Origin of the sequence: Enterobacter cloacae complex sp. P12RS (assembly GCF_014895875.1) — a bacterium.
Classification (GTDB): domain Bacteria; phylum Pseudomonadota; class Gammaproteobacteria; order Enterobacterales; family Enterobacteriaceae; genus Enterobacter; species Enterobacter bugandensis.
This window is the reverse complement of record NZ_JADBQO010000004.1, coordinates 1-24,277: the sequence shown is the minus strand read 5'-3', so window position 1 is coordinate 24,277 and position 24,277 is coordinate 1. Positions and strand designations below refer to the sequence as shown.

Below are 24,277 nucleotides of genomic sequence, written 5' to 3'. Positions count from 1 at the left end.
AGCGAAATGAAGAGAATATTACGTGCGGTGGCGCTCATGGCATCGATTGCCGCCAGCGCGCCACTGCTGGCGCAAACTTTTGTCTACATATTAGAAGCCAGTGATGGCACCATCGCACGCTACGCGCTGAACGAGTAAACCGACGCGCTGCAACTGCTGGGGTGACACTGACCCAAAATCCTGCTCCATTCAGAAACAGAATTCCGGCATGATAAACACTCCCCTGAACGGAGGTGGTGCCGATGAAAAAGTCACGATTTACCGAAGAGCAGATTGTCTTTGCCCTGTAGCAGGCCGAGCTGGGGATGTCCGTACCGGACGTCTGCCGCAAGCTGGGCATCTCCGACGCCACGTTTTACACCTGGTGTAAGAAATACGGTGGCATTTCACCCTCAGAACTAAAGCACATGCGCCAGCTGGAAGAGGAAAACCTGCGTCTGAAGAAACTGGTGGCCGATCTCAGCCTCGACAAGGCTATGCTGCAGGACGTGCTGGCAAAAAAGAACTGACGCTGGCACGCCTGCGCGAATGGATCAGGGATTTACAGGCCCGATACGGTGCCAGCGAAAGACAAATCTGTTTTGCGCTATGGCTCAGCCGCAGCTCGTTCCGGTACCATTCCGTTGCGGCAGACGACAGTGCGCTGCGCCTGCGCATCAGGGAGATTACCTAAACCAGGGTTCACCATGGCTACCGCAGGGTACACGTGATGCTCAGGCGGGAAAGCTGGCGTGATAACCACAAACGCATTTGCCGCCTGTACAGTGAACAGGGCCTGTCGCTGCGCCCCAAGCGTCCACGCCGTAATAAATCCGCACAGCGGCGACAGCCGCAGCCTCAGGGGCTGTATCCGAATCACGTCTGGGGCATGGATTTTGTCTCTGATGCGTTGTTTGACGGAAGGCGACTACGCCTGCTGACGGTTATAGACCTGTACACCCGCGAATGCCTGGGGATCTGCGTGGTGCAGAATCTGCGTTCAACAGAAGTGGCGGAAATGCTGAACAGCATAGAGCTCAGGCGTCCGTTACCTCAGATGCTGAAAACCGACAACGGCTCTGAATTTGCGGGGAAAATGCTGGACAGCTGGGTGTATGAACGGGGTATCCGTATCGACTTCTCACGCCCCAGAACGCCGACGGACAATGCGACGGTAGAGTCCTTCAACGGCAGGCTGCGACAGGAATGTCTGAACGAGAGCTGGTTCATGTCCCTGGAGGATGCGCGGTGCAAAATCGAAGCCTGGCGCATACACTATAACCAAAGTCGTCCCCATTCTGCGCTGGGCTGGATGACCCCCTCCGAATTTGCCGTAAAATCTGCCGGTTGCCAGAATATGCAGCCAGAATGAAGCCAGTTATTCCTGATTATGAATGGATCACATACGGGGAGCGGTTCAACAAACCGACATTATGGACTGACGGTTGTATCTAATACCGGGGGCAGGTCAAATCCTCTATGAGCTGTGAGTTCAACTGATGGATGCAACACACTGATTGAACCGTTCTGCGGGTGATTCATAGTCTAGCGTTTTTCTCGGTCTTTCGTTGAGCTGTCTGGCAACGCTGTTTAGTCTCTGCTGGCTGTGAATCGATAAGTCAGTTCTCTTTGGAAAATATTGTCTGAGCAACCTATTCGTATTTTCATTTGAGCCACCTGCCAGGGAGATTGAGGATCACAGAAGTAAATCTGGATGTCTGTAGCTACAGTAAATCGGGTGTGGCTGGTCATTTCAGCTCCTCGATCCCAGGTTAATGTTTTATAAAGCTCAACAGGTAATCCCCGGGCTTGCCTGATGAGTGCAGATATAACGGTTATGGTCTTGTTGTCCCTGATTTTGGCCAACATAACAAAGCGGGAATGGCGTTCTACGAGGGTGACGATACAGGAGTTTTTCGAGCCCTGGATCAGGTCACCTTCCCAGTGACCCGGTATGGCTCTGTCTGCGGCTTCAGGTGGCCTCTCGCTTATCTGTACCGCATTCGAGATTGATCCTAATCCTTTCCCTTTAAGCGATGACGTTCTGGATCTACGCACGGCTCTTCCGCTTCGGAGGCATTGCTGCAGTTCTTTTTTTAATGCCCCCCGAGTTTGTATGAAAAGCGTTTTATATATCGTTTCATGTAACACATGCATTTCCTGATTATCCGGATAACAGCGTTTCAGCCAACCGGCGATTTGTTCCGGCGACCAGTCCTGATGCATCTTCTCTGCGATGATTTTACAAAGTGTAGGTCTTTCAATTAGCTTGCAAGGTTTTGGTCTCAGAGCATTTTCCCACGCAGCAGCATCCGCTTTTGATGCACGATATTGTTTTGCACCACCGTGCCTCTTAATCTCGCGGCTAATCGTTGAGGGAGCTCTCGATAGTTTGTTTGCGATCGCTCTGATGCTGATTTTTGCTACAAGCGCTCTGGATATTTCCTCTCTTTCATCAAGTGAAAGCGCTAACGGGTGCCGCTTTCCGACAGGGGGACGGTATCCACCAGTCTGGTGGATAGTGGGCATAATAGAAGAATGATATCTGTCGAACATTCTGGCGATATCATGCACGGAATCACCTTGTTTGTATCTGTCTTGGATAATCGCTTTCTGTTCCGACGTTTAGTAAATCCGCGTTCTTCGTTTCATGGCAACGTCCCCCTTGATTAAGGATAGCGTTGCATCGACCCGTTGAACTCACAGCAAAAAGCGAACAAACCGCTTTTTGCTAACAAGTCTTATTGGCCTCAGTCAGTACTATTTTTATAGCAGGTACGACCGCACAAGTAGGCTTCCCAGCGCCACAATTAGGGAACATTGAATGCCTATAAACAGATTTATTTAACCCACAACTAATGGTGGTCATTTTGGTGGTCTTGACAGGATGAAGATTCAAGTTTAGCTTCCTTATTAGCCAGTTACTGGCAAAGGTGATCCCAGTCAGAGGAGCCAAATTTGAAAAGCCTGCTTTTGAAGCAGGCTTTTTGCTTTTCTGCGTCGGGTAGAATTGTCAGCTGGCGGCTGCGCCTGACCCGACCTACAAACCAGCGGACCGTTGATCGTCAAATAAAAAAGGCTCCCTGTCACCAGAGAGCCTTTTTCACAATTCGCTGCGATTATTCGCTTTTAGCTTCGGCGTTTTTGATTTCGCCCATCACTTTCAGCTTTTTGGAGATGTCGCGACGCTCTTTGGACAGCTCGGCATTTTTGATGATGTAATCATCAACGCGGTCTTCATAGTCGCTCTTCATGCTGGCGATGATGCCCTGAATAGCTTCAACGCTCATGCCCGGCTTGATGTAGTCGCTCAGGTTGTCGAGCAGCAGAACACGTTTCTGGTTGTCACGGATCTTCTTCTCAACGTCCTGGATTTCACGCTGCAGTTTGTTTTTGCGGCGGAACAGGCGGACGAATTCCAGAACATCCTGGAACGAAGGCTTGATAGTTTCCATTTTTTACACCCCTGATAATGTGAGATTCGGATTCGTTAAAGCAACCGCTGTAACAATAACCTTACTGACAGCAGCTGCGAATGACAATGGCTATATCGTTTAAAGCTATCATAACCCCAATTGCTGCTGAATCGAAGCAGCAGGCGTCACATCCGCGTTTTATTTGCGCAGCGCCCGACAAATCAGGTGCGATAGCAGCTCAAGCTGTCGCGCCAGCTCCAGGCTCAGCCAGACATAGCCGTGAATGGGCGTTTCCGCCACGTTATCGCCCTGCCGCTCGTTGATTAACTGCTTCAGTTCCGCCACGATTTCATTGAGACGCTCGCTGTTCGCCAGAACGGGCTGCGGGTTGCCTTCATAGAGCGCATGGGCGATGGTCAGCAGGGTCTGCTGCGTCATCATCTGCGTCTCTTTGAGGGTCTGGGCGTTAAGCATCAACAGATGGCTGGGACGCGTGGCCCAGTGCGCGTTGATTTGCAGTTCAAGCATGCACACCAGATTGCGGCTGACCGTCTGGATAGCTTCGAAAATCGCTTTCTGAATATGGGTCTCTTTACTGGCTGGTACTATCAGGCCGCGCATTTTGACCACGTCGTTGAGGATGGTTTGCAGATGCTTTTCCAGCCGGGGACGCTCAACCAGATTCGGTGAAAACCCCGCCTGGTAAACGCGGTTAAACGCCGTGACGTAGTTAGCCATCTGGATACGCCAGTGCAGAAAAGCCCGCTGCGGCCAGATGCCGGTAAACAGCATGGCGAGCAGCGAGCCCAGAATAACATCCCCGCTTCGCCACATCGCCGTGGTCATATCCCCTGCTGGCGCGCCGACCACGACCGCGAGAGTAATACCAATCAGCAGCGCCTGATAAGGACGTTTGCCCAGCGCCAGCCAGCCGCACAGGAACATGGCGGCACCGCACCATGCCAGCATCACTGGAAATGAGATGAGCTCAAGCTTCAGGGCAATCAGCCCCAGGGCAGAGCCAAGCACGGTACCACCTATTCGCTCGAAGGCGCGCGGGACAACGTTTCCCCAAAATGAGATTGGCCCCATCACCACCACCAGCGTGATCAGCGGCCACGTTCCTTCCGGTATATCCAGTAACCTGACCAGTACAAAGGTCAACACGAACGCCAGCGCGATGCGACACCCGTGCACCACGCGGTAATGTTTATATAAGCGAATTTCAAAAGGGGTTAATGATTTGTCGGGACGCACACCCGCTCTCCAGCAACACGGCAAATCACAATTGTACTGTGTTTTCAGCCGGGCGGATCGCTCCCGGCTGAAAAACCCTTCATTGAGCAGGCTTAAACCGTTTTGTGCTCAACCGCGATAAACATTTCAATATCCCAGTAGCCGTCCGCGTTGCCATCATTGAGATAGCGCTCAAAGCAGGGCTTAAGCGCCATCTGGTATTTATTATCCTGCAGCAGGGAATTAAAGAACTGATACCACGGGGTTGCAAAGTCGTAGTTTTCCACGCGCGCCGTCGCCACGGCATAATCACCGGCCGCGATTTCGGTCATCATCACCCCTTCGCTGTTTTCCGGGATGACGAAATCATCCGGTACGGTAACGGCCGTATCGCAGCGCAGTTTTTCTGCCGGAACCTCATCGGGGTTATCGTAATAGACCGCCACCCACTCCAGCGGCTCAATGTGACGCCCGTCTACCCACATGACCAGCTGTTCAAAGCCCTGCTTGACCGTTTTTTCCCACGGCCCAATAAGATGAAAACCCGCAATCTTACGTTTCTGTTGCTGCTTGATGCTGTAGTCCATGCTGCCTCCGATTAGCACTGTATATTTATACACTATAAAGCAGGATTTCTATTATCGGCAAACGAGGAGTGTTTATTATGTGAGCAGACTCGCAACCCTGCCAGTCTGCCCATCAGCGGTTAAAGCGTGTGGTGAAGATAATCGCTCAGGCGTGAGAATACGCCTCCCTTATCAACGGCTTCCAGAGTGACCAGAGGCCAGTGCGCCACGACCTTGTCGCGGTCATAGAGCTGGATCTCCCCGACCCGCTGATGCGCGGCAATCGGTGCTTCCAGCTCTTTTTTATCCAGCACGTATTTGGCTTTGATGTTCGGTACTTCCGCTTTCGGCAGGGCCAGCCAGAAGTCCTGGTCGGTGCCCAGTTTCACCTGTTCTTTATCGCCGTACCAGATACGCTCTGTTCCCACTTTTTTACCGTTATGCAGGATCTGCACCGTATCGAAGTTCTGTTGTCCCCAGTGCAGGAGCTTACGCGCCTGGTCCTCGCGCCCTTTCGGGCTGTCCGCGCCCATCACTACCGCAATCAAACGACGCTGACCGTCCACCGCGGAGGCAATAAGGTTAAAGCCTGCTCCTGAGGTATGCCCCGTTTTCAGGCCGTCCACGTTCATGGTTTTATCCCACAGCAGGCCGTTACGGTTTTGCTGGGTGATGCCGTTCCAGGTGAGACTCTTTTCGCTGTACATATGATAAAACTCGGGCTCACCGTGGATAATGGCCCGGGAGAGCACGGCCAGGTCATAGGCCGAGCTGTGCTGGCCCGGCGCGTCCAACCCGTGGACGGTTTCAAAGTGCGTATCACGCAGGTTCAGCTTCTGCACGTAGTCGTTCATCATCTTCACAAACTGCGGCTGTCCGCCCGCCACGTGATCGGCCAGCGCCACGCAGGCATCGTTGCCGGAATCGACAATCAGACCGCGGCTTAAATCACGCACGGTGACGCGATCGCCCTCTTTCAGAAACATCAGCGACGAACCGTCAAACACCGGGTTCCCTTTTGCCCACGCGTCACGCCCTACGGTGACAATGTCATCCGGCGAAATGCGATGGCTGTCAATGGCCCGATCCACCACATAGCCCGTCATCAGCTTGGTGAGGCTCGCCGGGTTACGTTGCTGATGTTCGTTGCCCGCCGTTAAAATTTGACCAGTCGTGTAATCCATCAGCACCCAGGAGCCAGCCTGAATGGCCGGAGGCTGCGGCGAAAAATCCAGTGGTTCGGCCGCAAAAGCAGATGAGACACTCGAAGCGAGTAAAGAAACAGCAATAAACAGACGGCGTTTCAACGGTATATCCTCAGGTCATTAAAAATCGATGACCTTTTTACGGGACTTCTGATGTCGTTACCTGGCTTAATTGCAAAAAAATGTGACAGAACGCAGGTTTTACGCGGAAGCGGTCTCGCAAATTTGCGACGCGGCGGCGCTTTTTATTCGGTCTGACCCGCACGATCGTTTACCATAGTGACGTCATTTTTTAACAGGATGGTATTACTGGTGTCTGACTCTGCCGCACGCCCGACTTTTTTATTCCACGACTACGAAACCTTTGGCACGCATCCGGCGCTGGACCGACCGGCGCAGTTTGCCGCCATCCGCACCGATGACGAATTCAACATCATTGGCGAGCCTGAGGTCTTTTACTGTAAACCGGCTGATGACTACCTGCCGCAGCCCGGCGCGGTAATGGTCACCGGGATCACGCCGCAGAAAGCACGGGAAAAAGGCGTTAACGAAGCAGAGTTCGCCCGCCGCATCCACGATCTGTTTACCGTGCCTAATACCTGCGTGGTCGGTTACAACAACATCCGCTTCGATGATGAAGTGACGCGCAATATCTTCTATCGCAACTTCTACGATCCGTACGCCTGGAGCTGGCAGAACCGCAATTCACGCTGGGATCTGCTCGACATCATGCGCGCCTGTTATGCCCTGCGCCCTGAAGGCATTAACTGGCCGGAAAATGAGGAAGGGCTAACCAGCTTCCGGCTGGAACACCTGACGCGCGCCAACGGCATCGAGCACAGCAATGCCCACGATGCGATGGCAGACGTTTATGCCACCATTGCCATGGCGAAGCTGGTGAAAACCGCACAGCCCCGGCTGTTTGAATATCTGCTGAGCCACCGAAGCAAGCAGAAGCTCATGACCCTTATCGACGTACCGCAGATGAAGCCCCTGGTGCATATCTCCGGCATGTTTGGCGCCTGGCGCGGCAATACCAGCTGGGTTGCGCCGCTGGCGTGGCACCCGGATAACCGTAATGCGGTTATCATGGTGGACCTGGCGGGCGATATTTCGCCGCTGCTGGAGCTTGACAGCGATACCCTGCGCGAACGGCTTTACACCCCGAAAAATGAACTCGGGGATCTGCCTGCGGTGCCGGTTAAGCTGGTGCACATCAATAAATGTCCGGTGCTGGCGCAGGCGAACACGCTGCGTCCGGAAGATGCCGACAGGCTGGGCATTAACCGTCAGCACTGCCTGGATAACCTGAAAGTGCTTCGCGATAACCCGCAGGTGCGCGAGAAAGTGGTCGCCATCTTCGCCGAGGCGGAGTCGTTCGTGCCGTCCGAAAACGTGGATGCCCAGCTCTACAACGGCTTCTTCAGCGATGCCGACCGCGCAGCCATGAATATTGTTCTGCAAACCGAGCCGCGTAACTTACCTGCGCTGGACATCACCTTCGCCGATAAGCGCATCGAAAAGCTGATGTTTAACTACCGGGCGCGCAATTATCCCGGCACGCTGGATGAAGCAGAACAGGCGCGCTGGCTGCAGCACCGTCGAAACGTGTTTACGCCAGAGTATCTGCAGCATTACGCGCAGGAGCTTGAGTCGTTATACAACCAATATGAAGGCAACGCAGAAAAACAGATCCTGTTAAAAGCCCTGTTCCAGTACGCGCAAGAGATAGTCTGAAGTGAGATATAAAAAAACCGGAGACAAGGTCTCCGGTTTTTTTTTTGACGTTAAGACTTAAGCAACGTCTTCGTACTGAGGAACCGGGTTACGGAAGCTCTTCGTGACACAGGCCAGGTACACCAGGCCGATACCTGCCCAAATCAGGCCAAGCACCATAGAGCTCTCTTCCAGGTTAACCCACAGCGCGCCCACGGTCAGGGCACCGCACATCGGCAGGAACAGATACTGGAAGTGATCTTTCAGCGTCTTGTTACGCTTTTCACGGATCCAGAACTGAGAGATAACCGACAGGTTAACAAAGGTGAACGCCACCAGCGCACCGAAGTTAATCAGCGCCGTTGCCATCACCAGGTCAAAGTTAATCGCCAGAAGCGCGATCGCACCGACCAGGATAATGTTCATCGCCGGGGTACGCCAGGTTGGATGCACGTAGCCGAAGAAGCTTTTCGGGAATACGCCATCACGACCCATTACGTACATCAGACGCGCAACGCCTGCATGCGCGGCCATACCGGACGCCAGTACGGTGATGGTGGAGAAGATCAGCGCGCCGACCTGGAACGCTTTACCCGCCACATAGAGCATGATTTCCGGCTGAGACGCATCCGGATCCTTGAAGCGCGAGATATCCGGGAAGTACAGCTGCAGGAAATAGGTCGAGAAAATAAAGATCAGACCGCCAATCAGCGCCGTCAGGAAGATGGCACGCGGGATCACGCGCTCTGCATCCTTCGTTTCCTCAGACAGGTTGCTAATCCCGTCGAAACCGGTAAAGGAGAAGCACAGAATCGTCGCCCCGGTAATCATCGGGATCACATGCGCATCACCAGACCAGAACGGTTTGCTGCTCGCCAGGGTGCCCGCGCCTTCGCCGTGGAATACGCCATAGATCACCATGCCAAGAATCACGGCAATCAGGACAACCTGAAGCACAACGATAACGGAGTTAAAGTTGGCAACGGACTTGATGCTGCGCAGGTTAAAGGCAGTCATAAAGGCTACCAGCGCCACGACGAAGATCCACGAGGGAATCGATGGCACCAGCGCTTCAAAATAGATTTTTGCCAGCAGAATGTTGATCATCGGCGCGAACAGGTAGTCGAGCAGCGAAGACCAGCCCACCATAAAGCCAACCGTCGGGCTGATAGATTTCTGGGCATAGGTGTAGGCGGAACCTGCAGACGGATAGCGACGCACCAGTTTACCGTAGCTCAGCGCGGTAAAGAGGATCGCAATCAGCGCAAAGCCGTAAGCCGTCGGCACATGACCGTCAGTGAGGCCCGATACGATACCGAATGTATCGAACAGCGTCATCGGTTGCATATAGGCAAGGCCCATCATAACAACCGGAATCAACGTAAGCGTTTTACGTAATTCCACGCGAGAGGTGTTTGGAGTTGCGTTATGCGACATAGTTATTCTCCTTTACGGTGATAACCGCCACGTAAGCGAAAAATTGCCCCATTTCTTTCTTCCTCAGCGACAACAACTGTCGGATTTTAGTAAATATCTATCCGGTACGAAGCCCGGCCTCTTGGTTTTTAGTTTCGTTTCGTACATGCAAAAAAAAATAACCGACGCCTTTTATATCGTCGATTATTCATTTGGTTGCAGCGGCGGCATTTTGCCCCACATCGGATACAAAAGGCAATACTTTGCAACGCACCGGGTCATTTTCTTTTTTCTAACTGGCTGATTTCTCGGCGCTCCCCTGAGAGTAAACTGCAGCGATAGCACTATTTGCTAAAATTTCGTCCCGCCACCAGGCGCTGGCCAGCCCGGCGGTTTGTTCATTCCAGCCGACCCACACCGATTCGTTACTGCTTTGCGCAAGCACCTGTTTTTCAACAAGCGCACCGCTATCAATAAAGCGCTGCGCCAGATAGCGCGGCAAATAGCCGCAGCCCAGACCGCTAATTTGCAGCTCCAGCTTGGTTTTAAAGTCAAAAACGGTAATGGCCTCCTGCTCATCCAGCAGCTGCGAGGAAACCGCACATTCGGGGCGCGAGCTGTCCCCGACTACTATTGCGCGGTACCCCTTAATAACGCGGCGGTTAAGAGGCTCAGGCTCCTGAGCCAGCGGATGATGGGGCGCCACGGCAAATACCTGCTCCAGCACGCCCAGGCGGGCAAAACCAAAGTCACTCAACTGGGGAGGCTCATGCAGGGCACCGACAAAGATGTCCGCCCTGCCCTGGGTTAAAGCCTCCCAGGAGCCGCCCAGCACCCCGTTGATGAAGATCAGCCGGGTGACGCTGTGATGCTGGTAAAACGCTTCAATGAGCGGCGTCAGCAGAGAAAACGGAAAGGTATCATCCACGCCAATCACCAGCTCATTCTCCCATCCCTGATGGAGCTTGACGGCCTGCTTTTCCAGCTCGCGAACGGTATGAAGAACGTCACGACCTTTTTCCAGCAGCATCTGCCCGGTGCGGGTAAACCGCGCGCGGTGCCCGGAGCGATCGAGGATCTGTATGTTAAGATCGCTTTCCAGTTTTTGAACGGTGTAGCTCAGGGCCGAAGGGGTTTTGTAAAGCTTTGCCGAGGCAGCCGCAAAGCTCCCCTCTTTTTCCAGTGCATCCAGAATAATAAGAACATCCAGCAGCGGTTTCATGCTCGCCCCCTTCTGGTGTGCGATTGTCTCCGCTGCGGGGTTTATTCCATGGGCATCACCAGCGGATCGGGATACTGATACTCAAACCCCAGCTCATGGCAAATGCGATTGCCATCAACAATTTTGCCTTTACTTTCGTTCTTTGCCTCACCAAAAACCGGCGGAGCCAACCCAAGCTGGCGTGCCATGAGCGGGTAAAACGTGCTGCGCGCCGGATGAGACGGTGCACATATATTATAGATGTGTCCGCCTTTTGGAGCCTGTAAGAGTAGCTCAATCGCGCCAATAACATCTTCAAGATGCACAAGATTCACGCCATGTTGACCGTCTGGTGCCGTCTTACCGGCAAAGAAGCGCCCCGGATGACGCCCCGGGCCAACCAGCCCCGCCAGACGAACGATATCGACCTGCGTGCCGGGAAGGTTATGCAGCCAGTCTTCCAGCTCTTTCAGGACCTGACCGCTCGCGGTTACGGGACGGCGCTCGGAACTCTCTTTCACCACGCCCTCAGCATCGCCATAAACCGACGTCGAGCTGGTAAAAATTATGCGCGGGACGTGATGCGCCAGCGCGCTGTCGACAATCTCCTGCATCGCCTGCAGGTAGAATGATTCGCCCGGGCCACTGCGCCGTGCGGGTAGCGTAATCACCAGCGCATCTACGTTCATCAGCGTGTCCAGATCGTCCGCATCACACACCAGCTCCGGCTCCAGACGCAGTTCAACGCCATCAATACCGCACATGCGTGCCGCTTCGACCCCATCCCGGGTGGTCTTGCTCCCGGTCACCTGCCAGCCTTTCGCGGCTAATGACATCGCCAGCGGCATTCCCAGCCATCCTAAACCGACAATCGCGACCTTTTTCATGCGAATTCTCCTGACTCTCACTCGTCTTTCATAAGGCTACGCCAGCCCGGCAGAACACACAATTCATAGCATCAATATGAAATGAATTAATGATCAAAAAAAGCCCTTGCAATATGTCGTACAACTGGTTTAGGTTAAAAGACATCAAATGAATAAGCATTCATCGAGAATTTATATGACACGCGTTCAATTTAAACACCACCATCATCACCATCATCCTGACTAGTCTTTCAGGCGATGTGTGCTGGAAGACGTTTGGATCTTCCAGTGGTGCATGAACGCATGAAAAAGCCCCCGGAAGATCTTCTTCCGGGGGCTTTTTTTTGGACCAAATTCAGACAGGTTAAAACAGGTTAACGAGGAATAAAGAATGTTAGATAACTCACGTTTACGCATAGCTATTCAAAAATCAGGCCGTTTGAGTGACGATTCACGCGAACTGCTGGCCCGCTGCGGGATCAAAATCAACCTGCACACCCAGCGCCTGATTGCTCTGGCTGAAAACATGCCGATCGACATTCTGCGCGTGCGTGATGACGATATTCCCGGCCTTGTGATGGACGGCGTCGTTGACCTCGGCATCATCGGTGAAAACGTGCTGGAAGAAGAGCTGCTGACCCGCCGCGCGCAGGGTGAAGACCCGCGTTACTTCACCCTGCGTCGTCTGGACTTCGGCGGCTGCCGCCTGTCGCTGGCCACGCCGGTTGATGAAGCGTGGGACGGCCCGGCCGCGCTGAACGGCAAACGTATCGCCACCTCTTACCCTCACCTGTTGAAGCGTTATCTCGACCAGAAAGGCGTGCAGTTTAAATCCTGCCTGCTGAACGGCTCCGTTGAAGTTGCACCGCGTGCGGGTCTGGCGGACGCCATCTGTGACCTCGTCTCGACCGGCGCGACGCTGGAAGCGAACGGTCTGCGCGAAGTGGAAGTGATTTACCGCTCTAAAGCGTGCCTGATTCAGCGCGACGGCGAGATGGCCGACGCCAAACAGCAGTTGATCGACAAGCTGCTGACCCGTATTCAGGGCGTGATTCAGGCGCGTGAGTCCAAATACATCATGATGCACGCCCCAACCGAGCGTCTGGATGAAGTGATTGCCCTGCTGCCGGGCGCTGAGCGACCAACCATCCTGCCGCTGGCTGGCGATCAGCAGCGCGTGGCGATGCACATGGTGAGCAGCGAAACCCTGTTCTGGGAAACCATGGAAAAACTGAAGGCGCTGGGCGCAAGCTCCATCCTGGTGCTGCCAATTGAGAAGATGATGGAGTAATGGCCATGAGCTTCAACACAATCATCGACTGGAATAATTGTAGCGACGAGCAACAGCGCGAGCTGCTGATGCGCCCGGCAATTTCCGCCTCTGAAAGCATCTCTCGCACCGTGGCGGAGATCCTGGATAACGTTAAAGCCCGCGGCGATGACGCCCTGCGTGAATACAGCGTGAAGTTTGATAAGACGGAAGTCGGCGCATTGCAGGTTACGGAGCAGGAAATCATTGATGCCAGTAATCGTCTCGGTGACGATATCAAGCAGGCGATGGCCGTCGCGGTGAAAAATATTGATACCTTCCACACCGCGCAGAAGCTGCAGACCGTGGATGTCGAAACCCTGCCCGGCGTGCGCTGCCAGCAGGTGACGCGCCCGGTGGCGTCAGTGGGGCTTTATATCCCTGGTGGTTCAGCGCCGCTGTTTTCGACCGTATTAATGCTCGCCACGCCGGCGCGTATCGCCGGATGCCAGAAAGTAGTGCTGTGCTCTCCGCCACCGATCGCCGATGAGATCCTCTACGCGGCAAAACTCTGCGGCGTACAGGCGGTCTATAAAGTGGGCGGCGCGCAGGCGATTTCCGCCCTGGCGTTCGGGACGGAGTCCATTCCTAAGGTCGACAAAATTTTTGGCCCGGGCAATGCGTATGTGACCGAAGCCAAGCGTCAGGTCAGCCAGCGTCTCGACGGCGCTGCCATCGATATGCCTGCCGGTCCGTCTGAAGTGCTGGTCATTGCCGACAGCGGCGCAACGCCGGACTTCGTGGCCTCCGACCTGCTTTCACAGGCGGAACACGGCCCGGACTCGCAGGTCATCCTGCTGACGCCGGATGCCGATATGGCGAAACGCGTGGGCGAAGCCGTTGAACGCCAGCTTGCCGACCTGCCCCGCGCCGACACGGCACGTCAGGCGTTAGCGGCCAGCCGCCTGATTGTGGCGCGCGATCTCGAGCAGTGCATCGCCATCTCCAACCAGTACGGCCCGGAACACCTGATTATTCAGACCCGCAGCGCGCGCGATCTGGTCGACAGCATCACCAGCGCGGGCTCGGTGTTCCTCGGCGACTGGTCACCGGAGTCCGCGGGGGATTACGCCTCCGGCACCAACCACGTGCTGCCAACGTATGGCTACACCTCTACCTGTTCCAGCCTCGGCCTGGCGGATTTCCAGAAACGCATGACCGTGCAGGAACTCTCCCGTGACGGGTTTGCCTCACTGGCTTCTACTATTGAAACCCTGGCCGCCGCTGAGCGTCTGACTGCCCACAAAAACGCCGTGACGCTGCGCGTTGCCGCCCTGAAGGAGCAAGCATGAACATTGAAGAATTAGCCCGCGAAAATGTCCGCCGCCTGACGCCTTACCAGTCTGCGCGTCGTCTGGGCGGAAACGGGGACGTCTGGCTGAACGCCAACGAATTCCCGACTGCGGTGCAGTTTGAGCTGTCGCAGCAAACGCTGAACCGCTATCCGGAATGTCAGCCAAAAGCGGTGATTGAAAACTACGCCCGGTACGCGGGTGTGAAGCCGGAGCAGGTACTGGTCAGCCGCGGCGCGGATGAGGGCATTGAGCTGCTGATCCGCGCGTTCTGCGAGCCGGGCAAAGACGCGGTGATGTACTGCCAGCCCACGTACGGAATGTACAGCGTCAGCGCCGAAACCTTCGGCGTGGCGTGCCGCAACGTCCAGGCGCTGGAGAACTGGCAGCTCGATTTACAGGGCATTGCCGACAATCTCGACGGCGTGAAGGTCGTCTTCGTCTGCAGCCCAAATAACCCCACCGGGCAGATTATTAACCCGCAGGATATCCGCACCCTGCTGGAGATGACCCGTGGTAAAGCGCTGGTGGTGGCCGACGAGGCCTACATCGAGTTCTGCCCGCAGGCGACGCTGACGGGCTGGCTGGAAGAGTATCCGCATCTCGTTGTGCTGCGCACGTTGTCAAAAGCCTTCGCCCTCGCGGGCCTGCGCTGCGGGTTTACGCTGGCGAATAAAGAGGTCATCGACCTGCTGCTGAAAGTGATCGCCCCGTACCCGCTCTCAACGCCGGTTGCCGATATTGCGGCACAGGCGCTGACGCCTCAGGGTATCAACGCGATGCGCGAACGCGTGGCGCAGATCCTGGAGGAACGTCAGTACCTTGTCACCGCGCTGAAAGACATCCCTTGCGTCGAGCAGGTGTTCGACTCGGAAACCAACTACATCCTGGCGCGCTTCACCGCCTCCAGTGCCGTATTTAAATCTTTATGGGATCAGGGCATTATCTTACGAGACCAGAATAAACAACCTTCCCTGAGTGGCTGTTTACGTATCACCGTAGGCACCCGCGCAGAGAGCCAGCGCGTCATTGACGCCCTGAAAGCGGAGAAAGTATGACCCAGAAGATCCTTTTCATCGATCGTGACGGCACCCTTATTTCGGAGCCACCAGCCGATTTCCAGGTCGATCGTTTCGACAAGCTGGCTTTTGAACCGGACGTGATCCCGGTGCTGCTTAAGCTTCAGAAAGCGGGCTATAAGCTGGTAATGATTACCAACCAGGACGGTCTGGGTACGGACAGTTTCCCGCAGGCGGACTTTGACGGCCCGCATAACCTGATGATGCAGGTGCTGACCTCTCAGGGCGTGGTATTTGATGAAGTGCTGATTTGCCCGCACATGCCAGCCGACGAGTGCGACTGCCGTAAGCCAAAGGTGAAGCTGGTTGAGCGCTATCTGGCCGAAGATATGCTGGATAAAACCAACAGCTACGTCATCGGCGATCGCATCACCGATATTACGCTGGCGGAAAACATGGGCATCGCGGGGCTGCGCTACGATCGTAACGACCTTAACTGGGCAAAGATTGGCGAGCAACTGACAAAACGCGACCGCTATTCCCACGTTGAGCGTAACACCAAAGAGACGCAGATTGATGTAAAAGTCTGGCTGGACCGTGAAGGCGGCAGCAAGATCCACACCGGCGTCGGTTTCTTTGACCACATGCTGGACCAGATTGCCACCCACGGCGGTTTCCGCATGGAGATCGCGGTAAAAGGCGACCTTTATATTGACGATCACCACACCGTGGAAGATACCGGCCTGGCGCTGGGTGAAGCCCTGAAGCTGGCGCTCGGCGACAAGCGCGGCATCAACCGTTTCGGCTTCGTCCTGCCGATGGACGAGTGCCTGGCGCGCTGCGCCATGGACATCTCGGGTCGTCCGCACCTGGAATACAAAGCTGATTTCACCTACCAGCGCGTCGGCGATCTCAGCACCGAAATGGTGGAGCACTTCTTCCGTTCCCTGTCCTACACCATGGGACTGACGCTGCACCTGAAAACCAAAGGCAAAAACGATCACCACCGCGTGGAGAGCCTGTTTAAAGCCTTTGGCCGTACGCTTCGCCAGGCGATCCGCGTGGAAGGCGATGCCCTGCCCTCGTCGAAAGGAGTGTTGTAATGAACGTGGTGATTCTGGATACCGGATGCGCCAACCTCAACTCCGTGAAATCGGCCATCGCGCGCCACGGCTATGAGCCGGTGGTGAGCCGCGATCCGGACATTGTATTGCGCGCTGACAAGCTTTTCCTACCGGGCGTTGGCACCGCGCAGGCGGCGATGGATCAGATCCACGCCCGCGAGCTGGTCGATCTTATCAAGGCCTGTACCCAGCCGGTGCTGGGGATTTGCCTGGGCATGCAGCTTCTTGGCCGCCGCAGCGAAGAGAGCAACGGCGTTGACCTGCTGGGCATTATCGACGAAGACGTACCGAAAATGACCGACCACGGCCTGCCTCTGCCGCATATGGGCTGGAACCGCGTGTACGCCAAAGCGGGTGACCGGCTGTTTCGCGGCATCGAAGACGGCGCGTACTTTTACTTCGTGCACAGTTACGCCATGCCGGTGAACGTCAATACCATCGCCCAGTGCACTTACGGCGAGGCGTTTACCGCGGCGGTGCAGAAAGACAATTTCTTCGGCGTGCAGTTTCACCCGGAACGCTCTGGCGCCGCGGGCGCGCAGCTGCTGAAAAACTTCCTGGAGATGTGATGATTATTCCCGCTTTAGATTTAATCGACGGCACGGTTGTCCGTCTTCATCAGGGCGATTACGGTCAACAGCGCGACTACGGAAAGGACCCGCTACCGCGCCTGCAGGATTATGCCGCCCAGGGTGCACAGGTGCTGCATCTGGTGGATTTAACGGGCGCGAAAGATCCGGCGAAGCGCCAGATCCCGCTGCTGAAAAAACTGGTTGCTGGTGTTGACGTGCCCGTGCAGGTCGGCGGCGGCGTGCGCACCGAAGACGACGTGGCGGCTCTGCTGGATGCGGGCGTGGCGCGCGTGGTGGTCGGTTCAACCGCCGTGAAAGAGCCTGAGACGGTGAAGGGCTGGTTCCGCCGCTTTGGCGCCGACGCGCTGGTACTGGCGCTGGACGTGCGCATTGACGAACAGGGTAATAAGCAGGTGGCGGTCAGCGGCTGGCAGGAAAACTCCGGCGTAACGCTGGAAGCGCTGGTCGAGACGTATCTCCCTGTGGGCCTGAAGCACGTGCTGTGCACGGACATCTCGCGCGACGGCACGCTGGCGGGTTCCAACGTTTCTTTATACGAAGAAGTTTGCGCCCGTTATCCGCAGGTGGCATTCCAGTCATCTGGCGGCATCGGTGACTTAGCCGATATCGCCGCGCTGCGCGGAACGGGGGTACAGGGCGTGATTGTGGGCCGGGCCCTGCTGGAAGGTAAATTTACGGTGACGGAGGCGATTCAATGCTGGCAAAACGGATAATTCCTTGTCTTGACGTGCGCGATGGTCAGGTTGTGAAAGGCGTGCAGTTCCGCAACCACGAGATCATTGGCGATATCGTCCCGCTGGCAAAACGCTATGCCGATGAAGGCGCTGACGAACTGGTCTTCTATGATATCACCGCCTCCAGCGATGGCCGCGTGGTCGATAAAAGCTGGGTCGCGCGCGTGGCGGAAGTGATTGATATTCCGTTCTGCGTGGCGGGCGGGATTAAGTCTGCTGATGACGCCGCCAAAATTCTCTCTTTTGGCGCCGACAAGATTTCCATCAACTCCCCTGCTCTGGCCGAGCCGGAACTGATTACCCGCCTGGCCGATCGCTTTGGCGTGCAGTGCATAGTGGTAGGGATTGATACCTGGTTCGACGCCGCGACCGGCAAATATCACGTTAACCAATATACCGGCGATGAAAGCCGGACGCGCGTGACGCAGTGGGAAACGCTCGACTGGGTGCAGGAAGTGCAGAAGCGCGGCGCAGGTGAGATTGTGCTGAACATGATGAACCAGGACGGCGTGCGTAACGGTTACGATCTCGAGCAGCTGAAGAAAGTTCGCACGGTGTGCCACGTTCCGCTGATTGCCTCCGGCGGCGCGGGCACCATGGAACACTTCCTGGAAGCTTTCCGCGATGCGAACGTCGACGGTGCGCTGGCCGCGTCCGTGTTCCACAAACAGATTATCAATATTGGCGAGTTAAAAACGTACCTGGCCGACCAGGGCGTGGAGATCAGGGTATGTTAACAGAGCAACAACAGGCGCAGCTGGACTGGGAAAAAACTGACGGATTACTGCCGGTGGTTGTACAGCATGCCGTCTCAGGCGAAGTGCTGATGCTGGGATACATGAACCAGGACGCGCTGGCAAAAACAATCGACAGCGGCAAAGTGACGTTTTTCTCGCGCACGAAGCAGCGCCTGTGGACCAAGGGGGAAACTTCGGGTCATTACCTGAACGTGGTCAGCATGACGCCTGACTGCGATAACGACACCCTGCTGGTGCTGGCAAACCCAATCGGCCCAACCTGCCATAAAGGCACCAGCAGCTGCTTCGGCGAGGCGAGCCACCAGTGGCTGTTCCTGTACCAGCTTGAGCAACTCCTGGCGGAGCGTAAATCCGCGGATCCTGAGAGCTCCTATACCGCGAAGCTGTATGCCAGCGGGACTAAGCGTATTGCGCAGAAGGTGGGTGAAGAAGGCGTTGAGACGGCGCTGGCCGCGACAGTACACGACCGGGAAGAGTTGACGAATGAAGCGTCGGATTTGATGTATCACCTGCTGGTGCTGCTGCAGGATCAGGAGCTGGATTTGACGGCGGTGATTGAGAATCTTCGAAAGCGTCATAAATAAAAAAACCGGGGAATTTCCCCGGTTTTTTTTAATCTGCAAATCAGGCTTTTGGTTTGTAGTTTCGCAGTGCGTTACGCGCCAGTACCACTACAGAACCCATCATCAAGCCCAGCAGCACGGCAAGAGTCAGAATGATTGGTTTTTTGGGGCTGTCACGATGTACAGGCAGATTTGGTTTCATAACGTAACGGTAGACGTGGATAGTATCCGGGTTTACGTTCAGATTTTGAATATCCAGCAAGTTTTGTCTGGTCTGATAGTAAGCAGCAGAAAAGACCAGCGGGCGTGACGCTTCATTGTCAATCATCGATTTCAGACCGTCGCTTCCCAGCAGAAACATCGTTTCCTGAGTCACATCCTGGGTTTGCTGAATGCGCGGCGAGGTAATTTTCGCCGCCTCAGCATTTTTCAGCGCCTCAGCAATCTGTTTGATTCGCAGCTCTTTCTGCTCTTGAGCGACCTTTTCCTGGCTTACCAGAGAATCGTTCAGGGATTTAATCTGTTCCTTGATATTGTCCTTGAGGTCAAGGGCAAGTTCTTTTGCCGTCTGTTCATCTACTTGCTGAATGTACTGCGCTAACTGCTTTTGAGCCGCTTCAGCAGAAGTGCTGATATAGGAGACGGTTAATGGCAACGTTTCCCCTTTAACAGCAGGCTCAATGGTCAGTTTTTCTGGCACGTCCTGATTGTCCAGCGCCTGCGATAACGCTGAGAAAGAAGAGTTAAAACGTCCAATAGCGCGCGTTTGAATGTCCAGCATCGAAGGGGCAGCGCTGCCGTAGAGGATGTTCAATGCATTTGAATAAGTCGCTATCTGGGCCGCATCTGGTTGTGCAATAATCGCCCGTGAGGTCCACTTTTCCTTTGCGACTGATAGATATCCTATCGCCATGGCAATAAAAACAAAAACAAAAATTGCTATCGTCCACTTCCCACGCCACAGCTGTAGCATTAATGCAAGTAAATCAATGTGCTCAGGGTCATTGCTTCGGCTGACCGGACTATTGTTGTTTTGCGTCATACAATCCCTAACAGATAAAAAGGGGGAAAATTATTATGTTTGCATAGTGTATATATTGCTGAGGATTTTTCTATAAGAATCCGATGAGTTATATCGGAAAGATGCGTTATGTAACTCGCCCCCTTCGCGCTATCATAGTCACTATGTGATGCGTTATCGCATCTGTAAGCGTTAGGTATTTGAGGAAAGATATGAAATTTCTGGTAACGGGTGCAGCGGGTTTTATCGGTTCGAATGTCAGCAAACGCCTCATTGAGGGCGGTCATGAGGTTGTCGGTATTGATAACCTGAACGACTATTACGATGTTAATTTAAAGCTGGCACGTCTGGAACGGCTACAATCTGAGCGATTCACCTTCCACAAGATGGAATTAGCTGACCGGGAAGGTATGGCTGCGCTTTTCGCTGACGAGAAGTTCGATCGCGTTATTCACCTGGCCGCACAGGCAGGCGTACGCTACTCCCTGGAAAACCCGCATGCGTACGCCGATGCCAACCTTATTGGCCACCTCAACGTGCTGGAAGGCTGCCGCCATAACCACGTTCAGCATTTGCTGTATGCCTCATCCAGCTCCGTATATGGCCTCAACCGTAAGATGCCCTTCTCCACTGCCGATTCCGTAGATCACCCGGTTTCACTCTATGCCGCGACCAAAAAAGCCAATGAGCTGATGTCGCACACCTATTCGCATCTCTACAACCTGCCGACCACCGGATTGCGCTTCTTTACCGTATACGGTCCGTGGGGACGCCCGGACATGGCGCTGTTTAAGTTTACTAAGGCGATGATTGAAGGCAAAAGCATCGATGTCTATAACTACGGCAAGATGAAGCGCGATTTCACCTACATCGATGATATCGCTGAAGCAATTATCCGCCTGCAGGATGTTATTCCCCATCCTGACGCAAACTGGACCGTCGAGACTGGCTCACCGGCAACCAGTTCAGCACCTTACCGCGTTTACAACATCGGTAACAGTTCGCCGGTAGAACTGATGGACTACATCACCGCGCTGGAAGAGGCGCTGGGTAAGAAAGCCGAGAAAAATATGTTGCCACTCCAGCCGGGCGACGTCCTGGAAACCAGCGCCGACACGAAAGCGCTCTATGACGTGATCGGTTTCAAACCGCAAACCTCGGTTAAAGACGGCGTGAAGAACTTCGTTGACTGGTACCGCGAGTTTTACAAGGTCTGAAAATAAAAAACCCGGCAAATCAGCCGGGTTTTTTATTTTAACGTAAGAGAATTAGTCGCTACCGAACAGATCGCGGGTATAGACTTTGTCAGCGACGTCAGCCAGCTCTTCGGCCATACGGTTCGAGATGATGACATCCGCTTCCTTCTTAAAAGCATCCAGATCGCGGATCACGCGGGAATTGAAGAACTGATCTTCCTGCATGGCCGGTTCATAAATAATAACCTCAACGCCTTTCGCCTTGATGCGCTTCATGATCCCCTGAATGGAAGAGGCGCGGAAGTTATCGGAACCGCTCTTCATGATCAGACGATACACGCCGACCACTTTCGGCTGGCGCGCAAGAATAGAATCGGAGATGAAATCTTTACGCGTACGGTTAGCGTCAACAATCGCAGAAATGAGATTATTCGGTACAGCCTGGTAGTTTGCCAGCAGCTGCTTGGTATCTTTTGGCAGGCAATAACCGCCGTAGCCAAATGACGGGTTGTTGTAGTGGTTACCAATACGCGGGTCGAGGCAAACCCCTTCAATAATCTGGCGGGTGTTAAGCCCAAGACTTTCTGCATAGCTGTCGAGCTCATTGAAGTACGCGACTCGCATTGCCAGATAGGTGTTTGCGAAAAGCTTAATCGCCTCCGCTTCGGTGGAGTCTGTGAACAGCACCGGAATATCTTTCTTCACTGCGCCTTCCTGAAGCAGCGCAGCGAAACGTTCAGCGCGATCAGAGCGTTCGCCAATAACGATACGGGAAGGATGCAGGTTATCATAAAGCGCTCTCCCCTCACGCAGGAACTCAGGCGAGAAGAAAATATTATCGATACCAAACTTTTCTTTGATGGCTTTGGTAAAGCCGACAGGAATGGTTGATTTAATAACCATCACCGCATCAGGATTGACCGCAATAACATCTTTGATAACCGCTTCTACGGTTGAGGTGTTGAAGTAATTGGTTTTTGGATCGTAGTCAGTAGGCGTCGCAATGATGACGTAATCCGCATCGCGGTATGCATCTTCTTTATCTGTCGTGGCGCGGAAATTCAGCGGTTTGTTGCTGAGATAGTCCTGGATTTCTTTGTCGACAATCGGCGATTTCTTCTGATTGAGCATATCCACTTTGGCCTGCACGATATCCAGCGCAACCACTTCATGGTTCTGAGCAATCAGAATGCCGTTAGAAAGACCGACATACCCTGTTCCGGAAATTGTTATTTTCATTCGCTAATGACTTCTTTTAGTTAACTGTATTGATGGCCAGCAGACCATCGCGATAAACATAACTGTTGGGCTTTGTACCTCCTGGCAAACAGCACTGTCAAGGCAAACCAGGAGTAATCACAACGAGGGGGATGAGATTCAGACTACTTCGAATAATGCGCGGCATTTTTTGCATAAAAAAACCCGGAGACAGGCTCCGGGTTTGATGAAAGCGAGTAAGTTAACTTATTCCATCCATTCGGTGTGGAACACGCCTTCTTTATCCGTGCGCTTGTAAGTATGCGCGCCGAAATAGTCACGCTGTGCCTGAATCAGGTTGGCAGGCAGAACGGCAGCGCGGTAGCTATCGTAATACGCCACCGCAGCGGAGAAGGTTGGAACCGGGATACCGTTCTGTACAGCGTAGGCAACCACGTCACGCAGCGCCTGCTGGTACTCGTCTGCAATCTTCTTAAAGTACGGTGCCAGCAGAAGGTTAGCGATACCTGCGTTTTCAGCATAGGCATCGGTGATTTTCTGCAGGAACTGCGCACGAATGATGCAACCCGCGCGGAAGATCTTCGCGATCTCGCCGTAGTTCAGGTCCCAGTTATTCTCGTCAGACGCCGCACGCAGCTGTGAGAAGCCCTGCGCGTAGGAGACGATTTTACCCAGGTACAGGGCGCGACGAACTTTCTCGACGAACTCAGCTTTGTCACCGGCTGGTTTAGCCTGTGGGCCTGACAGCACTTTAGAAGCCGCAACGCGCTGCTCTTTCAGAGAAGAGATATAACGCGCAAAGACGGATTCGGTGATCAGAGACAGCGGCTCGCCCAGATCCAGAGAGCTCTGGCTGGTCCATTTACCGGTACCTTTGTTCGCTGCTTCATCCAGAATCACATCAACCAGGTATTTACCTTCTTCATCTTTCTTCGTGAAGATATCTTTGGTGATGTCGATCAGGTAGCTGTTCAGCTCGCCTTTGTTCCACTCGGTAAAGGTTTCAGCCAGCTCTTCATTAGAGAGATTCAGGCCGCCTTTCAGCAGGGAGTATGCTTCTGCGATCAGCTGCATATCGCCGTATTCGATGCCGTTGTGCACCATTTTTACATAGTGACCCGCACCGTCCGGACCGATATAAGTCACACACGGCTCGCCATCTTCCGCAACAGCAGCGATTTTAGTCAGAATAGGCGCAACCAGTTCGTACGCTTCTTTCTGGCCACCAGGCATGATAGATGGGCCTTTCAGCGCGCCCTCTTCACCACCGGAAACACCGGTACCGATGAAGTTGAAGCCTTCAGCGGACAATTCACGGTTACGACGAATGGTGTCCTGGAAGAAGGTGTTACCGCCATCAATGATGATGTCGCCTTTTTCGAGGTAAGGCTTCAGGGAGTCGATAGCTGCATCGGTACCTGCGCCCGCTTTCACCATTAGCAGGATTCGACGAGGCGTTTCCAGAGACTCAACGAACTCTTTCACCGTATAGAAAGGAACCAGCTTCTTGCCTGGGTTCTCGGCAATCACTTCTTCAGTCTTATCACGGGAGCGGTTGAAAACGGAGACGGTATAACCACGGCTTTCGATGTTGAGCGCCAGGTTGCGCCCCATCACTGCCATACCGACAACGCCGATCTGTTGCTTGGACATTACATACTCCTGTCAGGTGTGGTCCCACCAGGTACTTCCCGGTGGATATATTATCGAATAATCTTAACTCAGAAATCGAGAGCAGAGGTAGGTAATTATGGTCATTAATACACTTTAGCCATAACAAAAGCATGGCTTTATCAAGTGGTCATTTTTGCGTCGTTGAAATACATTGCTTTTTATATTCTTTAATAGT

At 54.0% G+C, this 24,277-nt stretch carries 23 protein-coding genes, 2 pseudogenes and 1 other annotated feature; of the genes and pseudogenes, 13 read left to right on the top strand and 12 right to left on the bottom strand.

From position 1 onward, the window contains the following. Positions 1-6 precede the first annotated feature (6 nt). Both IM284_RS23630 and IM284_RS01755 read left to right on the top strand, forming a co-directional pair. The gene (locus IM284_RS23630; RefSeq protein ID WP_255467567.1) at positions 7-138 is read left to right on the top strand and encodes a hypothetical protein; all 132 of its coding nucleotides are present in this window, start codon (positions 7-9) and stop codon (positions 136-138) included. Positions 139-299: 161 nt separating this feature from the next. Further along, positions 300-1,351: pseudogene (locus IM284_RS01755) on the top strand (IS3 family transposase). Positions 1,352-1,471: 120 nt separating this feature from the next. Here IM284_RS01755 and IM284_RS01750 read toward each other — a convergent pair. The 5 genes and pseudogenes from IM284_RS01750 to dacD form a co-directional block, all read right to left on the bottom strand. Next, positions 1,472-2,586: pseudogene (locus IM284_RS01750) on the bottom strand (IS30 family transposase). A gap of 512 nt (positions 2,587-3,098) precedes the next feature. Next, the gene (locus IM284_RS01745; RefSeq protein ID WP_028013754.1) at positions 3,099-3,434 is read right to left on the bottom strand and encodes a DUF496 family protein; all 336 of its coding nucleotides are present in this window, start codon (positions 3,432-3,434) and stop codon (positions 3,099-3,101) included. 159 nt (positions 3,435-3,593) lie between these two features. Next, entirely contained in the window at positions 3,594-4,652 is a 1,059-nt protein-coding gene (locus IM284_RS01740; protein ID WP_028013755.1) for an FUSC family protein, read from the bottom strand. A 92-nt stretch (positions 4,653-4,744) separates the two neighbouring features. Continuing rightward, positions 4,745-5,218 carry a DNA gyrase inhibitor SbmC gene (gene sbmC / locus IM284_RS01735; RefSeq protein ID WP_047367879.1) on the bottom strand — a complete coding sequence of 158 codons (474 nt, stop codon included), beginning with the start codon at positions 5,216-5,218 and terminating at the stop codon, positions 4,745-4,747. Between the two features lie 119 nt (positions 5,219-5,337). Then, entirely contained in the window at positions 5,338-6,504 is a 1,167-nt protein-coding gene (gene dacD / locus IM284_RS01730) for a serine-type D-Ala-D-Ala carboxypeptidase DacD (RefSeq protein ID WP_028013757.1), read from the bottom strand. A gap of 198 nt (positions 6,505-6,702) precedes the next feature. Between dacD and sbcB the strand changes: the two genes are divergently transcribed. After that, positions 6,703-8,139, top strand: a complete 1,437-nt coding sequence (sbcB, locus tag IM284_RS01725; protein WP_370552113.1) for an exodeoxyribonuclease I — start codon at positions 6,703-6,705, stop codon at positions 8,137-8,139. Between the two features lie 57 nt (positions 8,140-8,196). On the opposite strand, the gene plaP is transcribed toward sbcB, so the two are convergent. The 4 genes from plaP to IM284_RS01705 form a co-directional block, all read right to left on the bottom strand. Then, positions 8,197-9,555 (bottom strand): putrescine/proton symporter PlaP, encoded by a 1,359-nt coding sequence (gene plaP / locus IM284_RS01720; protein WP_028013759.1) that lies wholly within the window; start codon positions 9,553-9,555, stop codon positions 8,197-8,199. Continuing rightward, positions 9,545-9,607: a membrane protein YoeI gene (gene yoeI, locus IM284_RS01715; protein ID WP_099458931.1), complete on the bottom strand. Its 63-nt coding sequence runs from the start codon at positions 9,605-9,607 to the stop codon at positions 9,545-9,547. Before yoeI ends, plaP begins: the two co-directional genes overlap by 11 nt. 219 nt (positions 9,608-9,826) lie before the next feature. Continuing rightward, positions 9,827-10,756: a LysR substrate-binding domain-containing protein gene (locus IM284_RS01710; RefSeq protein ID WP_047367910.1), complete on the bottom strand. Its 930-nt coding sequence runs from the start codon at positions 10,754-10,756 to the stop codon at positions 9,827-9,829. A 41-nt stretch (positions 10,757-10,797) separates the two neighbouring features. Then, complete coding sequence (locus IM284_RS01705) at positions 10,798-11,622, bottom strand: SDR family oxidoreductase (RefSeq protein WP_028013761.1); 825 nt, start codon at positions 11,620-11,622, stop codon at positions 10,798-10,800. A gap of 175 nt (positions 11,623-11,797) precedes the next feature. Here IM284_RS01705 and hisL point away from each other — a divergent pair, with 175 nt between their 5' ends. From hisL to hisIE, 9 genes are all read left to right on the top strand, one after another. Then, positions 11,798-11,848 carry a his operon leader peptide gene (hisL, locus tag IM284_RS01700; protein ID WP_001364200.1) on the top strand — a complete coding sequence of 17 codons (51 nt, stop codon included), beginning with the start codon at positions 11,798-11,800 and terminating at the stop codon, positions 11,846-11,848. Next, positions 11,824-11,947, top strand: a sequence feature (His leader region). It overlaps the preceding gene by 25 nt. Before the next feature lie 45 nt (positions 11,948-11,992). Beyond that, positions 11,993-12,892: an ATP phosphoribosyltransferase gene (gene hisG / locus IM284_RS01695; protein ID WP_000886595.1), complete on the top strand. Its 900-nt coding sequence runs from the start codon at positions 11,993-11,995 to the stop codon at positions 12,890-12,892. 5 nt (positions 12,893-12,897) lie between these two features. Further along, entirely contained in the window at positions 12,898-14,202 is a 1,305-nt protein-coding gene (hisD, locus tag IM284_RS01690; protein ID WP_193055703.1) for a histidinol dehydrogenase, read from the top strand. After that, positions 14,199-15,260 (top strand): histidinol-phosphate transaminase, encoded by a 1,062-nt coding sequence (gene hisC / locus IM284_RS01685; protein WP_047367911.1) that lies wholly within the window; start codon positions 14,199-14,201, stop codon positions 15,258-15,260. The genes hisD and hisC overlap by 4 nt, the downstream gene beginning before the upstream one ends. After that, a complete protein-coding gene (hisB, locus tag IM284_RS01680; protein ID WP_028013764.1) occupies positions 15,257-16,324 on the top strand; it encodes a bifunctional histidinol-phosphatase/imidazoleglycerol-phosphate dehydratase HisB in 1,068 nt (355 codons plus the stop codon). Before hisC ends, hisB begins: the two co-directional genes overlap by 4 nt. Next, positions 16,324-16,914 carry an imidazole glycerol phosphate synthase subunit HisH gene (gene hisH, locus IM284_RS01675; protein ID WP_047367912.1) on the top strand — a complete coding sequence of 197 codons (591 nt, stop codon included), beginning with the start codon at positions 16,324-16,326 and terminating at the stop codon, positions 16,912-16,914. Before hisB ends, hisH begins: the two co-directional genes overlap by 1 nt. After that, positions 16,914-17,651: a 1-(5-phosphoribosyl)-5-[(5-phosphoribosylamino)methylideneamino]imidazole-4-carboxamide isomerase gene (gene hisA / locus IM284_RS01670; RefSeq protein ID WP_041909171.1), complete on the top strand. Its 738-nt coding sequence runs from the start codon at positions 16,914-16,916 to the stop codon at positions 17,649-17,651. The genes hisH and hisA overlap by 1 nt, the downstream gene beginning before the upstream one ends. Next, a complete protein-coding gene (gene hisF, locus IM284_RS01665; RefSeq protein ID WP_047367913.1) occupies positions 17,633-18,409 on the top strand; it encodes an imidazole glycerol phosphate synthase subunit HisF in 777 nt (258 codons plus the stop codon). The genes hisA and hisF overlap by 19 nt, the downstream gene beginning before the upstream one ends. Continuing rightward, positions 18,403-19,014 carry a bifunctional phosphoribosyl-AMP cyclohydrolase/phosphoribosyl-ATP diphosphatase HisIE gene (gene hisIE / locus IM284_RS01660; RefSeq protein ID WP_047367914.1) on the top strand — a complete coding sequence of 204 codons (612 nt, stop codon included), beginning with the start codon at positions 18,403-18,405 and terminating at the stop codon, positions 19,012-19,014. Before hisF ends, hisIE begins: the two co-directional genes overlap by 7 nt. Positions 19,015-19,054: 40 nt before the next feature. On the opposite strand, the gene wzzB is transcribed toward hisIE, so the two are convergent. Then, on the bottom strand, positions 19,055-20,035 hold the full coding sequence (wzzB, locus tag IM284_RS01655) for an LPS O-antigen chain length determinant protein WzzB (protein ID WP_047367915.1): 981 nt from the start codon (positions 20,033-20,035) through the stop codon (positions 19,055-19,057). Positions 20,036-20,226: 191 nt separating this feature from the next. Here wzzB and IM284_RS01650 point away from each other — a divergent pair, with 191 nt between their 5' ends. Then, the gene (locus tag IM284_RS01650; protein WP_047367916.1) at positions 20,227-21,231 is read left to right on the top strand and encodes an NAD-dependent epimerase; all 1,005 of its coding nucleotides are present in this window, start codon (positions 20,227-20,229) and stop codon (positions 21,229-21,231) included. A 51-nt stretch (positions 21,232-21,282) separates the two neighbouring features. On the opposite strand, the gene ugd is transcribed toward IM284_RS01650, so the two are convergent. Together ugd and gndA are read right to left on the bottom strand one after the other, a co-directional pair. Further along, entirely contained in the window at positions 21,283-22,449 is a 1,167-nt protein-coding gene (gene ugd, locus IM284_RS01645) for a UDP-glucose 6-dehydrogenase (protein WP_047367917.1), read from the bottom strand. A gap of 225 nt (positions 22,450-22,674) precedes the next feature. Then, positions 22,675-24,081, bottom strand: a complete 1,407-nt coding sequence (gndA, locus tag IM284_RS01640; protein WP_028013772.1) for an NADP-dependent phosphogluconate dehydrogenase — start codon at positions 24,079-24,081, stop codon at positions 22,675-22,677. Between the last annotated feature and the right edge of the window lie 196 nt (positions 24,082-24,277).